Source organism: Phytobacter sp., assembly GCF_059074235.1.
Genome location: NZ_JCACPZ010000004.1, coordinates 1,483,483 through 1,497,251, shown reverse-complemented (window position 1 = coordinate 1,497,251; position 13,769 = coordinate 1,483,483). Strand labels below are relative to the sequence as shown.

The 13,769-nt window shown below is 51.7% G+C and carries 13 protein-coding genes; 10 read left to right on the top strand and 3 right to left on the bottom strand.

All coding sequences use genetic code 11. The features are described 5' to 3' along the window. Nucleotides 1-47 precede the first annotated feature (47 nt). The 9 genes from murC (at nucleotide 48) to mutT (ending at nucleotide 10,761) form a co-directional block, all read left to right on the top strand. The gene (murC, locus tag AC5JPW_RS11035) at nucleotides 48-1,517 is read left to right on the top strand and encodes a UDP-N-acetylmuramate--L-alanine ligase (RefSeq protein WP_494240244.1); all 1,470 of its coding nucleotides are present in this window, start codon (nucleotides 48-50) and stop codon (nucleotides 1,515-1,517) included. Beyond that, nucleotides 1,510-2,430 carry a D-alanine--D-alanine ligase gene (locus tag AC5JPW_RS11030; RefSeq protein ID WP_494240242.1) on the top strand — a complete coding sequence of 307 codons (921 nt, stop codon included), beginning with the start codon at nucleotides 1,510-1,512 and terminating at the stop codon, nucleotides 2,428-2,430. The genes murC and AC5JPW_RS11030 overlap by 8 nt, the downstream gene beginning before the upstream one ends. Nucleotide 2,431: 1 nt before the next feature. After that, nucleotides 2,432-3,262 carry a cell division protein FtsQ gene (gene ftsQ / locus AC5JPW_RS11025; RefSeq protein WP_494240240.1) on the top strand — a complete coding sequence of 277 codons (831 nt, stop codon included), beginning with the start codon at nucleotides 2,432-2,434 and terminating at the stop codon, nucleotides 3,260-3,262. Further along, nucleotides 3,262-4,518, top strand: coding sequence for a cell division protein FtsA (gene ftsA, locus AC5JPW_RS11020; RefSeq protein WP_494240239.1), 1,257 nt, complete (start codon nucleotides 3,262-3,264; stop codon nucleotides 4,516-4,518). Before ftsQ ends, ftsA begins: the two co-directional genes overlap by 1 nt. Nucleotides 4,519-4,579: 61 nt before the next feature. Next, on the top strand, nucleotides 4,580-5,731 hold the full coding sequence (gene ftsZ, locus AC5JPW_RS11015; RefSeq protein WP_494240237.1) for a cell division protein FtsZ: 1,152 nt from the start codon (nucleotides 4,580-4,582) through the stop codon (nucleotides 5,729-5,731). 100 nt (nucleotides 5,732-5,831) lie between these two features. Beyond that, complete coding sequence (gene lpxC / locus AC5JPW_RS11010) at nucleotides 5,832-6,749, top strand: UDP-3-O-acyl-N-acetylglucosamine deacetylase (RefSeq protein ID WP_494240235.1); 918 nt, start codon at nucleotides 5,832-5,834, stop codon at nucleotides 6,747-6,749. Between the two features lie 285 nt (nucleotides 6,750-7,034). After that, entirely contained in the window at nucleotides 7,035-7,535 is a 501-nt protein-coding gene (secM, locus tag AC5JPW_RS11005; RefSeq protein ID WP_494240233.1) for a secA translation cis-regulator SecM, read from the top strand. A 59-nt stretch (nucleotides 7,536-7,594) separates the two neighbouring features. After that, complete coding sequence (gene secA, locus AC5JPW_RS11000; RefSeq protein ID WP_494240232.1) at nucleotides 7,595-10,300, top strand: preprotein translocase subunit SecA; 2,706 nt, start codon at nucleotides 7,595-7,597, stop codon at nucleotides 10,298-10,300. A gap of 59 nt (nucleotides 10,301-10,359) precedes the next feature. Next, nucleotides 10,360-10,761 carry an 8-oxo-dGTP diphosphatase MutT gene (gene mutT / locus AC5JPW_RS10995; RefSeq protein WP_494240230.1) on the top strand — a complete coding sequence of 134 codons (402 nt, stop codon included), beginning with the start codon at nucleotides 10,360-10,362 and terminating at the stop codon, nucleotides 10,759-10,761. Nucleotides 10,762-10,806: 45 nt separating this feature from the next. On the opposite strand, the gene yacG is transcribed toward mutT, so the two are convergent. From yacG to coaE, 3 genes are read right to left on the bottom strand one after another with little or no spacing between them, the layout of a single operon-like run. After that, entirely contained in the window at nucleotides 10,807-11,001 is a 195-nt protein-coding gene (gene yacG / locus AC5JPW_RS10990) for a DNA gyrase inhibitor YacG (protein WP_494240229.1), read from the bottom strand. A gap of 9 nt (nucleotides 11,002-11,010) precedes the next feature. Beyond that, nucleotides 11,011-11,754, bottom strand: a complete 744-nt coding sequence (gene zapD, locus AC5JPW_RS10985) for a cell division protein ZapD (RefSeq protein WP_494240228.1) — start codon at nucleotides 11,752-11,754, stop codon at nucleotides 11,011-11,013. Next, complete coding sequence (coaE, locus tag AC5JPW_RS10980) at nucleotides 11,754-12,374, bottom strand: dephospho-CoA kinase (RefSeq protein ID WP_494241204.1); 621 nt, start codon at nucleotides 12,372-12,374, stop codon at nucleotides 11,754-11,756. The genes zapD and coaE overlap by 1 nt, the downstream gene beginning before the upstream one ends. Before the next feature lie 325 nt (nucleotides 12,375-12,699). Between coaE and AC5JPW_RS10975 the strand changes: the two genes are divergently transcribed. Beyond that, nucleotides 12,700-13,743 (top strand): GMP reductase, encoded by a 1,044-nt coding sequence (locus AC5JPW_RS10975; RefSeq protein ID WP_494240226.1) that lies wholly within the window; start codon nucleotides 12,700-12,702, stop codon nucleotides 13,741-13,743. The last annotated feature ends 26 nt before the right edge of the window (nucleotides 13,744-13,769 follow it).

Here is a 13,769-nt window from a genome sequence, read left to right as displayed (position 1 = left end):
GATGCCTTTTGCGTCGCGCGAATTTGAAGTGGTAGATGGCATAAAGAATGAATACACAACAACTGGCAAAACTGCGTTCAATCGTGCCCGAGATGCGTCGCGTCCGGCACATTCACTTTGTTGGCATCGGTGGTGCTGGCATGGGCGGTATTGCCGAAGTTTTGGCTAACGAAGGCTATCAGATTAGCGGTTCCGACCTGGCACCGAACCCCGTCACGCAGCAATTGACTGCGCTGGGTGCAACGATTTATTTCAACCATCGCCCTGAAAACGTCAGTGACGCCAGTGTTGTGGTGGTGTCGAGTGCAATCTCTGCCGATAACCCGGAAATTGTGGCCGCTAACGAAGCACGTATCCCGGTTATCCGTCGTGCTGAAATGCTGGCTGAGTTGATGCGTTTTCGTCATGGCATTGCGATTGCCGGTACGCACGGTAAAACCACGACCACGGCGATGGTCTCCAGTATTTATGCTGAAGGTGGTCTGGATCCAACCTTCGTCAATGGTGGTCTCGTAAAAGCGGCGGGTGTGCATGCTCGTCTGGGTCACAGCCGTTATCTGATTGCGGAAGCGGATGAGAGTGATGCGTCATTCCTCCATCTGCAGCCGATGGTGGCCATTGTCACTAATATCGAAGCGGACCACATGGACACGTATCAGGGTGACTTCGAGAACCTGAAAACGACGTTTATCAACTTCCTGCATAACTTGCCGTTTTACGGCCGTGCGGTGATGTGTGTGGACGATCCGGTTATCCGTGAGCTGCTGCCGCGCGTTGGCCGCCAGATAACAACTTACGGTTTTAGTGAAGATGCTGATGTTCGTGTACAGGATTACCAGCAAAAAGGGGCTCAAGGCCACTTCACTCTGATTCGTCAGGATAAACCGGATATGCAGGTCATGCTGAATGCCCCCGGTCGCCATAATGCGTTGAATGCGGCTGCAGCCGTGGCTGTCGCGACCGAAGAAGGCATTGATGACGAAGATATTCTGCGCGCGCTGGAGAATTTCCAGGGCACGGGCCGTCGTTTCGATTTCCTCGGCGAGTTCCCGCTGGAAACCGTAAACGGTAAAGCCGGTACCGCGATGCTGGTTGATGATTACGGTCATCACCCAACGGAAGTGGATGCAACGATCAAAGCGGCACGTGCGGGCTGGCCGGACAAAAATCTGGTGATGTTGTTCCAGCCACACCGTTTTACGCGTACGCGCGACCTGTACGACGACTTTGCGAATGTGCTGACGCAGGTTGATGCGCTACTGATGCTGGATGTCTATTCAGCGGGTGAGACGGCAATCCCCGGAGCGGACAGTCGCTCCTTGTGCCGCACGATCCGTGGCCGTGGCAAAGTGGATCCGATCCTGGTCTCCGATCCTGCACAGGCCGCCGCTATGTTGGCACCGGTGCTGACCGGCAACGATCTGATCCTTATCCAGGGTGCAGGGAACATCGGCAAAATCGCTCGCCACCTGGCAGACGTGAAACTGAAGCCGCAGGAGGAAGAACGCCATGGCTGAGAAAGTCGCAGTCCTTCTGGGCGGCTCTTCTGCTGAACGTGACGTTTCGCTGAACTCTGGCGCTGCGGTGCTGAAAGGTTTGCTCGAAGGCGGTGTTGACGCACATCCGGTCGATCCGCGTGAGGTGGATGTCACCGCTTTGAAAGCGATGGGATTCGATAAAGTTTTTATCGCGCTTCACGGTCGCGGTGGCGAAGATGGAACGTTACAAGGGCTGCTTGAGCTGATCGGTTTGCCCTATACCGGCAGTGGCGTGATGGCATCTGCCATTTCCATGGATAAGATGCGCAGCAAGTTGCTCTGGCAGGGTGCAGGGCTTCCGGTTGCTTCAGGTGTTGCTGTTACGCGGCAAGAATTTGAAATTGGACTTAAGAACGACGCTATTCAACGCATTGAATTGCTGGGGTTACCCGTTATTGTCAAGCCCAGTCGTGAAGGCTCCAGCGTCGGCATGTCAAAAGTGGATGAATTTGCTGCATTAAACACGGCACTCGCCCTTGCTTTTCAACACGATGATGAAGTTTTAATCGAAAAATGGCTCAGTGGGCCGGAATTTACGGTTGCGATACTCGGTGAAGAAATTTTACCGTCAATTCGCATCCAGCCTGCTGGAACCTTCTATGATTATGAGGCGAAGTATCTCTCTGATGAGACAAAATATTTCTGCCCGGCAGGTCTGGAAGCGGAAGACGAAGTGAAATTGCAATCCCTGGTGTTGAAAGCCTGGCAAGTTTTGGGCTGTCGCGGATGGGGACGCATTGATGCAATGAAAGACAGCGATGGTCAGTTTTATTTGCTGGAAGCGAATACATCGCCAGGCATGACCAGCCATAGTCTGGTTCCGATGGCAGCACGTCAGGCGGGGTTAAGTTTCTCCCAACTCGTCGTGCGAATTTTGAATCTGGCGGAGTGATATGTCTCAGGCTGCGCTGAACACGAGAAATCGCGATGTCGAAGAGGCTCCAGCTTCCCGTCGCAGTAATGGAACGCGTCTTGCAGGCATTATTTTCCTGCTGACGGTGTTATGTACCGTGTTGGTGAGCAGTTGGGTTGTGTTGGGCTGGATGGAAGACGCGCAACGTTTACCGTTGTCGAAACTGGTGGTAACAGGCGATCGTCATTACACCCGTAACGATGATATTCGCCAGTCAATACTGGCGTTAGGCGCACCCGGCACTTTTATGACGCAGGATGTCAACATTATCCAGAGCCAGATTGAACGTCTACCCTGGATAAAACAGGCCAGCGTCAGGAAGCAATGGCCTGATGAATTGAAGATTCATCTGGTTGAATTTGTGCCCATAGCACGTTGGAATGATCAGCACATGATGGATACGGACGGTAATTCGTTCAGTGTTCCCGCCGATCGTACCAGCAAGCAGGTTTTACCCATGCTGTACGGCCCGGAAGGGAGTGAAAGTGAAGTTTTACAGGGCTTCCGTGACATGGGACAGGTGCTGGCGAAGGATAAATTCACGTTAAAAGAAGCGGCAATGACAGCACGACGTTCGTGGCAATTGACGCTCAACAACGATATCAAGCTCAATCTGGGCCGGGGCGACACCATGAAACGCCTGGCACGCTTTGTAGAACTGTATCCAGTTCTACAACAACAAGCACAGGTTGATGGCAAAGAGATAAGCTACGTGGATTTACGCTATGACTCTGGCGCGGCGGTAGGTTGGAAACCGGCCCCGGCACAGGACCCTAATCAGCAACAGAATCAGGCACAGGCAGAGCAATAATGATCAAGGCGACGGACAGAAAACTGGTAGTTGGACTGGAGATTGGCACCGCGAAGGTGGCCGCTTTAGTAGGGGAAGTTCTGCCCGACGGTATGGTCAATATCATTGGTGTGGGTAGCTGCCCGTCCCGCGGTATGGATAAAGGCGGAGTGAACGACCTTGAATCGGTTGTGAAGTGTGTTCAACGTGCCATCGATCAGGCTGAATTGATGGCTGATTGCCAGATATCTTCAGTTTATCTGGCGCTGTCCGGCAAGCACATTAGCTGCCAGAATGAGATTGGTATGGTGCCAATTTCAGAAGAGGAAGTGACGCAGGAAGATGTCGAGAATGTTGTGCACACCGCCAAATCCGTACGTGTGCGCGATGAGCATCGTGTCCTGCATGTTATTCCTCAGGAATATGCCATTGATTACCAGGAAGGAATCAAGAACCCGGTTGGTCTTTCCGGTGTGCGTATGCAGGCAAAAGTGCATTTGATTACCTGCCATAACGACATGGCTAAAAACATTGTTAAAGCCGTGGAACGATGTGGGCTGAAAGTTGACCAACTGATATTTGCCGGACTGGCATCCAGCTATTCCGTGTTGACGGAAGACGAACGTGAACTGGGTGTCTGCGTTGTAGACATCGGCGGTGGTACAATGGATATGGCGGTTTATACCGGTGGTGCACTGCGTCATACCAAAGTGATCCCGTATGCAGGGAACGTGGTGACCAGCGATATCGCATACGCGTTTGGTACACCACCAAGTGATGCCGAAGCGATCAAAGTGCGCCATGGTTGCGCGCTGGGCTCTCTGGTGGGTAAGGACGAGAGCGTTGAAGTCCCGAGCGTGGGTGGAAGACCACCACGCAGTCTGCAGCGTCAAACGCTGGCGGACGTGATTGAGCCGCGTTATACCGAGCTCCTCAATCTGGTCAACGATGAAATTTTGCAATTGCAGGAACAGCTGCGTACACAAGGTGTGAAACATCACCTGGCTGCGGGGATTGTTCTGACCGGCGGTGCAGCGCAAATTGAAGGTCTTGCGGCCTGCGCTCAACGCGTGTTCCATACGCAGGTGCGTATTGGTGCGCCGCTGAATATTACTGGCTTAACAGATTATGCCCAGGAGCCGTACTACTCGACGGCGGTGGGCCTGCTGCACTATGGAAAAGAGACCCATTTAAGTGGTGAAGCAGAAGTGGAAAAACGCGTATCAGTCGGTTCGTGGTTTAAGCGACTTAACAGCTGGCTACGTAAAGAATTTTAATTTTTCAGAGACCGGGGCACATTAACGGTCTCAGGCGACAGGCACAAAACGGAGAGAAATTATGTTTGAACCTATGGAACTGACCAACGACGCGGTGATTAAAGTCATCGGCGTCGGTGGCGGCGGCGGTAATGCCGTTGAACACATGGTGCGCGAGCGCATCGAGGGTGTTGAATTCTTCGCAGTGAATACCGATGCTCAGGCATTGCGTAAGACAGCGGTGGGTCAGACCATTCAGATCGGTGGTGGCATCACCAAAGGTCTGGGCGCTGGGGCAAACCCAGAGGTCGGCCGTAATGCAGCAGAAGAAGACCGTGAAGCCCTGCGCGCTGCGCTGGATGGTGCGGATATGGTCTTTATCGCAGCGGGTATGGGCGGTGGCACCGGTACGGGTGCCGCACCTGTCGTTGCTGAGGTTGCAAAAGATTTGGGGATTCTGACCGTTGCTGTCGTGACCAAGCCTTTCAATTTTGAAGGCAAGAAGCGTATGGCATTTGCGGAACAGGGTATCGCTGAGCTGTCCAAACATGTGGATTCGCTGATCACTATCCCGAACGATAAGTTGCTTAAAGTTCTTGGTCGCGGTATCTCCCTGCTGGATGCATTTGGTGCTGCGAACGACGTATTGAAAGGTGCGGTGCAAGGTATCGCTGAACTGATCACCCGTCCGGGCCTGATGAACGTTGACTTTGCTGACGTGCGTACCGTGATGTCCGAAATGGGCTATGCCATGATGGGCTCAGGTGTTGCGAAGGGCGAAGACCGCGCAGAAGAAGCCGCAGAAATGGCGATCTCTTCTCCGCTGCTGGAAGATATCGATCTGTCTGGTGCGCGTGGTGTATTGGTTAACATTACAGCTGGCTTTGACTTGCGTCTGGATGAGTTCGAAACTGTGGGTAACACGATTCGTGCGTTTGCATCGGATAATGCGACCGTGGTTATCGGTACTTCTCTGGATCCGGATATGAACGACGAATTGCGAGTGACTGTCGTTGCGACAGGTATCGGCATGGACAAACGTCCTGAAATTACGCTGGTAACCAACAAGCAGCAACAGCAACCTGTGATGGATCGTTACCAGCAGCACGGTATGCCGGCGATGCAGCAAGAGCAGAAACCTGCTGCTAAAGTGGTGAACGACAATGCGCCGCAAACCACGAAAGAACCGGATTATCTCGACATTCCAGCATTCCTGCGTAAACAAGCAGATTAAGAATTCGCTGGAAGTTGGGCATCTTCGCTCTTTGTGCTAAACTGGCCCACCGATTGTGTAGTACACTTCGGTTGGATAGGTAATTAGGCGAGATTATACGATGATCAAACAAAGGACATTAAAACGTATCGTTCAGGCGACTGGCGTCGGTTTACATACCGGCAAAAAAGTCACACTGACGTTGCGCCCTGCGCCGGCCAATACCGGGGTCATCTATCGTCGCACTGACTTAAATCCTCCGGTAGATTTCCCGGCTGATGCTAAATCTGTGCGTGATACCATGCTCTGTACGTGTCTGGTGAACGAGCATGACGTGCGGATTTCAACAGTTGAGCATCTTAATGCTGCTCTGGCTGGTCTGGGTATCGACAACATTATTGTTGAAGTCGATGCGCCAGAAATCCCGATTATGGATGGCAGTGCTGCACCGTTCGTTTATCTTCTGCTGGATGCAGGCGTCGAAGAGCTGCGTAGCGCGAAGAAATTCGTTCGAATCAAAGAGACGGTGCGCGTTGAAGACGGTGATAAATGGGCAGAGTTCAGACCATATAACGGTTTCTCTCTGGACTTCACCATCGACTTTAACCATCCGGCGATTGATGCCAGTACTCAGCGTTATGCGATGAACTTCTCTGCCGACGCATTCATGCGCCAGATTAGTCGTGCGCGTACATTCGGTTTCATGCGTGATATCGAATACCTCCAGTCTCGTGGTTTGTGTCTGGGCGGTAGCTTCGATTGTGCCATCGTAGTTGACGATTATCGCGTATTGAACGAAGACGGCCTGCGCTTCGAAGATGAATTTGTGCGTCATAAAATGCTGGATGCAATTGGCGACCTGTTCATGTGTGGTCACAACATCGTCGGTGCATTTACCGCGTTTAAATCCGGTCATGCATTGAACAACAAACTGTTGCAGGCCGTCCTGGCGAAACAGGAAGCCTGGGAATATGTGACTTACGAAAACGATGCTGAACTGCCGCTGGCATTCAAAGCTCCGTCACTGGTTCTGGCGTAAATCTAACTTCACCCGTTAGATACAAATTCGACTGGTCTTTCTGGCAAACTCTCTCCTGCCAGGAAACCAGTCGTTTTTTATTTGATTTCCGTCTGATTTTTCCCTTGTTACATCCATAGTGCTTTTAAAGGCTCGTACGAGTGCGATTGCTGCTTTCCTGGTCGATTTCGCCTGCCTGACGCCTTATTATCGCTGCTGTCTTTGCCCATTAATGGTACTATCGGTGCGCAAAATAACGCGTTCCGGATCTATACGGGCAAGTTTGAATATTTTTTGGTGGATTGAGTGAGCGGATTACTGACGCGCTGGCGACAATTTGGCAGACGTTATTTCTGGCCGCATCTCCTGCTGGGGATGGTCGCGGCGAGTTTCGGCTTGCCTGCGCTCAACAGCACCGAACATACCGAACCGGTCAGAACTGCAACCCGTAATCACGATGGATCAGGTACGGTAAACTTTACCAACCTGGCATTGCTCGAAGGGACACGTCGTCCCAACTTTACCGTTGATTACTGGCATCAACATGCCATTCGAACCGTTATTCGTCATCTCTCTTTCGCGATGGCGCCTCAAGCGCTGCCGGTTGTGGAAGAAGCATTACCGATTCAGGCGCACCATCTCGCGTTACTGGACACGCTCAGCGCACTGCTGACCCAGGAGCGGAGACCGTCGACGACCATCCACCAGGCATTCTATGCCGGTTTTCCCTCTTATTCTGTATTCACAGTCCGTACCTGGGTAAGCCAGGTTCAGGGCATACGTGCCGGACCTCAACGCCTTAGCTGAAAAAAATAACCTTCAACTAATTTTTGACTCCGCAAAGCGGGGCGTTTGAGATTTTTATTATGCTTATCAAATTATTAACAAAAGTATTCGGTAGCCGTAACGATCGTACACTGCGTCGTATGCGCAAAGCGGTTGCACTGATTAACACCATGGAACCTGCGATGGAGAAGCTCACTGATGATGAGCTGAAAGGTAAGACCGTAGAGTTTCGTGCCCGTATTGAGAAAGGTGAGACGGTTGAAAGCCTGATCCCGGATGCCTTCGCCGTCGTCCGTGAAGCCAGTAAACGCGTCTTTGGCATGCGTCACTTTGACGTGCAGTTGCTCGGCGGTATGGTGCTTAACGAACGCTGCATCGCTGAAATGCGTACCGGCGAAGGTAAAACACTGACCGCAACGTTGCCTGCTTACCTCAACGCCTTGAGCGGTAAAGGCGTGCATGTAGTGACCGTGAACGATTACCTCGCCCAGCGTGATGCGGAAAACAACCGTCCTCTGTTCGAATTCCTCGGCTTAACCGTCGGTATCAACTTACCAGGAATGCCAGCGCCGGCGAAACGTGCTGCTTATGCTGCTGACATCACTTACGGTACCAACAACGAATACGGCTTTGACTACCTGCGTGACAACATGGCATTCAGCCCGGAAGACCGCGTACAGCGTAAGCTGCATTATGCGCTGGTCGATGAGGTGGACTCCATCCTGATTGACGAAGCACGTACACCGCTGATCATCTCCGGCCCGGCTGAAGACAGTTCTGAGCTGTACCGTAAAGTAAACAAAATCATTCCTCACCTGATTCGTCAGGAAAAAGAAGATTCCGACACCTTCCAGGGTGAGGGGCACTTCTCTGTTGATGAGAAATCTCGCCAGGTAAACCTGACCGAACGTGGTCTGGTGATGATTGAAGAGCTGTTGGTGAACCAGGGCATTATGGAAGAGGGTGAGTCTTTGTACTCTCCGACCAACATTATGCTTATGCACCACGTGACGGCGGCTTTACGTGCACATGCACTCTTCACCCGCGACGTTGACTACATCGTTAAAGATGGTGAAGTCATCATCGTCGATGAGCACACCGGCCGTACTATGCAAGGTCGTCGCTGGTCTGATGGCCTGCATCAGGCTGTTGAAGCGAAAGAAGGCGTGGATATTCAGAACGAAAACCAGACGTTGGCTTCCATCACCTTCCAGAACTACTTCCGTCTGTATGAAAAACTGGCCGGTATGACCGGTACTGCCGACACCGAAGCTTTCGAATTCAGCTCTATCTACAAACTCGATACTGTCGTGGTGCCGACAAACCGCCCAATGATCCGTAAAGATATGCCGGATCTGGTCTACATGACCGAAGCGGAAAAAATTCAGGCAATCATCGAAGATATTCGTGAACGCACAGCGGCGGGCCAGCCGGTTCTGGTGGGGACCATTTCCATTGAGAAATCCGAAGTGGTTTCCGAAGAACTGACCAAAGCAGGCATTAAACACAATGTTCTGAACGCCAAATTCCATGCGAAAGAAGCGGACATCGTTGCGCAAGCCGGTTATACCGCAGCCGTGACCATCGCTACCAACATGGCGGGTCGTGGTACTGATATCGTACTGGGTGGTAGCTGGCAGTCTGAAGTGGCTGAACTAACCGATCCAACGGCTGAACAAATTGCGCAAATCAAAGCCGACTGGCAGATTCGCCATGATGCTGTCCTTGCTGCGGGTGGTCTGCATATTATCGGTACTGAGCGCCATGAATCTCGTCGTATCGATAACCAGCTGCGTGGCCGTTCTGGTCGTCAGGGTGATGCTGGTTCTTCCCGCTTCTACCTGTCTATGGAAGATGCGCTGATGCGTATTTTCGCCTCGGACCGCGTGTCGGGCATGATGCGTAAACTCGGGATGAAACCAGGCGAAGCGATTGAACACCCGTGGGTCACCAAAGCCATCGCCAATGCACAGCGCAAAGTAGAAAGCCGTAACTTTGATATTCGTAAACAGCTGCTTGAATACGATGATGTGGCGAACGATCAACGTCGCGCGATCTATACTCAGCGTAACGAGTTACTGGACGTTTCTGATGTCAGCGAAACCATCAACAGCATTCGTGAAGATGTGTTTAAAGCGACTATCGACGGACATATTCCACCGCAATCTCTGGAAGAGATGTGGGATATTGCTGGCCTGGAAGAGCGTCTGAAAAACGATTTCGACCTCGAACTGCCGATTGCAGAATGGCTGGATAAAGAGCCTGAGCTGCATGAAGAAACGCTGCGTGAGCGTATCCTTGAACAGGCGATTGAAGTTTATAAACGCAAAGAAGAGGTAGTTGGCGCTGAAATGATGCGTCATTTCGAGAAAGGCGTCATGTTGCAGACTCTCGACTCCCTGTGGAAAGAGCATCTGGCCGCAATGGATTACCTGCGTCAGGGTATTCATCTGCGTGGCTATGCGCAGAAAGATCCGAAGCAGGAATACAAGCGTGAGTCCTTCTCAATGTTCGCAGCCATGCTCGAATCGCTGAAATATGAAGTGATCAGCACGCTGAGCAAAGTACAGGTACGCATGCCGGAAGAAGTTGAGGCAATGGAACAGCAGCGCCGTGAAGAAGCGGAGCGTCTGGCCCAAATGCAGCAACTGAGCCATCGTGACGACAATGCGGAAGCGGCGGCGGATCTGGCCGCCCAGACGGGCGACCGCAAAGTGGGACGTAACGATCCCTGCCCTTGTGGGTCCGGTAAGAAATTCAAACAGTGCCATGGCCGCTTGAGCTAAAAGGTACGAATAACAAAGAAAGGCGCAGAGATCTGCGCCTTTTTTATGGAGTTATCACCATGAAAATACTGCAAATCGCCGTGGGGATTATTCGCAACCCACAACATGAAATCTTTATCACCCAGCGCGCCGCTGATGCTCATATGGCGAATAAATGGGAATTTCCCGGCGGCAAAATAGAGCAGGGCGAGACCCCTGAGCAAGCTGTTATTCGCGAGCTTGAGGAGGAAGTAGGGATCATTGCCCGTTTACCACAGCTTTTTGACACGCTGGAATATCAGTTCCCGGATCGTCACATCACGTTGTGGTTTTATCTTATCGAGCAGTGGGAAGGGGAGCCGTGGGGAAAAGAAGGGCAGCCTGGCAGTTGGGTTGTGCTGAGTGAGGCGGATGCTGATAAGTTTCCGCCTGCAAACGGACCTGTTATCGCGAAATTAATGCAGCAACGTCACAATAACTGAGTATAAACAGTGCGGGAGACATCATCGTCCCGCACCACAAGCATATTAATGTTGCTCTTCACTCCAGTCGTCACTATCAGTGAGATCCCCTGAACTTGGGATGCGTTTTTCTTCCGCTGCCCATTCGCCTAAATCAATAAGCTGGCAGCGTTTCGAACAAAAAGGACGGAATGGACTGGTTTCATTCCAGACGACGGATTGCCCGCAGTTGGGGCAGTTTACGTGCATAATTTCTGACATTTTTGCTCCTTAGCAGCAGGCCAGTTCGAAATCCAGACGCTCAGGAACAATACCGTTTTCACTATCCAGAGGCATAAAGCGAATCGCAAAGCGACTCTTATGACCTGAGATTTGCGGGTAGATCTGATCGGCTAGCGTCAGTTTCAGGCGCAGGAGATCCGCATCTTCACCGTTATCCTGGTAGAAACCGTTGAGACTGGTTTGCTTACGAAACTCAGCGGAGTTACGAATTAAATCCAGAATCATCGACAAGGTGTGAATAAGCGGAGCCAGACTATCAAGCCAAACTTTCACCTGCGCATCGCGAAGTTCTTGCGGCATATGTAGCCAGACATGCAGTGTCGGCAGGTCGAAGCTGCAGCAACCACCAGGAATACTCAGACGTTGGCGAACAAGGCCAATCAGCCTGTCTTCACGCACAAGTTGGCCGACGCGCGGCGCACTCATCAACATCGTACTGGTCTCTTTTAGCTGCTCGCGGATAGCGTCAATGCGGCTGATATCCACACCCGGGACTTCGACCCAGGCTTTCAGTTTACGCTGCTGGCGTTCAAGTTCTTTCAGCAGTTCGGTACGAATATCGCCACGCTCGAACACATCCAGCAATTCCCCTGCGTTGCGGAAAAAATGCAGTGCATCGGCATGATCGGCGAGAGGCAGGCGGACAGTAAGCTGTTGGAGTAAAAACTCGATACGCAGCCAGGTACGCATCTTTTCGTTTAGTGGGTGTTCAAATAATACGTGGGTCTGCATTAGGGCGTTTCCTGTGATACAGCCTGCGACGCATAGCCCAGATAGGCAGCATGCAGGCGGGCAACATCCGATGCAATTGCATCTGGTGCGCCATTATTGTCAATAACATCGTCCGCGACCGCAAGACGTGCTTCACGCGAAGCTTGCGCGGCAAGAATTTGTTCAGCATGTTCACGGCTGACGCCATCACGCTGCATGGTCCGTAAAATTTGTGTCTCGGGTGACACGTCAATAACCAGCACTCTGTCAGCTTTGCTCTGTAACTGGTTTTCAACCAGTAGTGGGACTACCCAAAGCACATAGGGAGAAGTCGCTTCAGCCAGGTGAAGCTGAGTCTGCTGATGAATAAGCGGATGCAGCAAACCGTTGAGCCAAATTTTTTCGTCCGGGGACGCAAACACACGCTCCCGAAGTGCCCGACGGTTCAGTGAGCCATCCTGATTGAGAATATCTGCACCAAAATGTGTTTCGATAGCTGCCAATGCCGGCATTCCCGGTTCCACGACCTGACGAGCGATAAGATCGGCATCCACCACTTCAATGCCATGCACAGCGAATGCATTCGCCACTGTGCTTTTGCCGCTACCAATCCCCCCGGTTAAGGCGACCGTATAACCCATAGCATTCTGTCTCAAAAATGTCTGCCCTGAAAATATAACCAGCAATTTTTACGTTATCCGGTTGGCGAAATAGCCAGCGTCAACAAACGAAGCGCGGGGATGAAATATGTATTTCCATGCTGAATCAATAGGTTGTAATTTAATCAATACAACATCACGTAATAACCCGATCGCTCACCCATCCAGCAGGTAAATTTATAGGATTGTAGCGTAAAAAAAGAGAATTTCGCAGTCTTGCGGAGTCCTTATTAGTGCGTATGATAACGTCACTGGAGTTGTGTGTTTGCAAGTCTGTGTTGTTCGCCATTAACCCCAGGAATCCGAAATGCGTATTGAAGAAGATCTGAAATTAGGTTTTAAAGACGTTCTTATCCGCCCTAAACGTTCTACCCTCAAAAGCCGTTCCGATGTTGAACTGGAGCGCGAATTCACTTTTAAGCATTCAGGCATGCGCTGGTCTGGCGTACCGGTTATCGCGGCCAATATGGATACCGTAGGCACCTTTGCAATGGCGAAAGCGCTGGCTTCGTTTGATATTCTGACTGCGGTACACAAGCATTACTCCGTTGAAGACTGGAAAGGCTTTGTTCAACGCGAAACGGAATCCGTGCTGCGTCACGTGATGGTTTCAACCGGTACCTCTGATACCGATTTCGAAAAGACAAAACAGATCCTTGCCCTGCACCCGCAGCTGAACTTCGTTTGCATTGACGTAGCGAATGGTTACTCAGAACACTTCGTGCAGTTCTTAGCGAAAGCACGTGAAGCCTGGCCGAACAAAACCATTTGTGCGGGCAACGTAGTGACCGGTGAAATGTGTGAAGAGCTGATTCTGTCTGGTGCTGATATTGTTAAAGTAGGCATCGGCCCAGGCTCCGTCTGTACGACGCGCGTGAAAACCGGTGTCGGTTACCCGCAGTTGTCTGCTGTTATTGAGTGTGCGGATGCCGCGCACGGTCTGGGTGGTCAAATCGTCAGTGATGGCGGCTGTACTGTCCCTGGCGATGTTGCCAAAGCTTTCGGCGGTGGCGCTGATTTCGTGATGCTTGGCGGTATGCTGGCAGGGCACGAAGAGAGCGGCGGCACGGTGGTTGAAGAAAATGGTGAAAAAGTCATGCTCTTCTATGGCATGAGCTCTGAATCAGCAATGAACCGCCACGTCGGTGGTGTTGCAGGGTACCGTGCAGCAGAAGGCAAAACCGTTAAGCTGGTTCTGCGTGGGCCGGTAGAGAATACCGCCCGCGATATCCTTGGTGGCCTGCGCTCTGCTTGCACCTATGTGGGCGCTTCTCGCTTGAAAGAACTGACCAAACGTACGACTTTTATCCGCGTTCAGGAGCAGGAAAACCGCGTTTTCAATAGTCTCTGATCGTTGGCAGGCGCAGCTTTCTGCGC